Origin of the sequence: Chryseobacterium sp. SSA4.19, from assembly GCF_022601875.1 — a bacterium.
Classification (GTDB): domain Bacteria; phylum Bacteroidota; class Bacteroidia; order Flavobacteriales; family Weeksellaceae; genus Chryseobacterium.
The window spans coordinates 24,791-25,259 of record NZ_JAKVIP010000036.1; the positions used below are offsets into that span (position 1 = coordinate 24,791).

Below are 469 nucleotides of genomic sequence, written 5' to 3' on the forward strand. Positions count from 1 at the left end.
CCAGTTGAAGGTGTAAGGTGCTGTTCCGCCAGCAGGTGTAAGGTTGATTGCTCCGTTGGAAGCACCGTTACAAGCTATGTTGGTTACTACTGTTGTTCCGCTTACGGCACTTGCAGGCTGCGTTACCGTTGCATTTACCGTTGCTGTACATCCGTTCGCATCAGTAATTACTACTGTATACGTTCCGGCAGCTAATCCAGTTCTGTCTTCTGTGGTTACTCCGCCACCCCAGTTGAAGGTATAAGGTGCTGTTCCACCAGCAGGTGTAAGGTTGATTGCTCCGTTGGAAGCACCGTTACAAGCTACGTTGGTTACTACTGTTGTTCCGCTTACGGCACTTGCAGGCTGCGTTACCGTGAATGTTCTTGTCACGGTACAGTTGTTAGCATCTTTTACCGTTACAGTATAAGTTCCCGCTGCTAAACCTGTAGCTGTAGCTCCAGTTCCGCCGCTTGGTGCCCAGCTGTAC

General features: G+C 50.1%; 1 protein-coding gene. It reads right to left on the reverse strand.

Features of this window, described 5'->3' with window-relative positions; translation table 11 throughout:
• A partial coding sequence (locus MKJ01_RS18985; RefSeq protein WP_241632722.1) for a SprB repeat-containing protein occupies window positions 1-469 on the reverse strand: 469 nt, incomplete at both ends.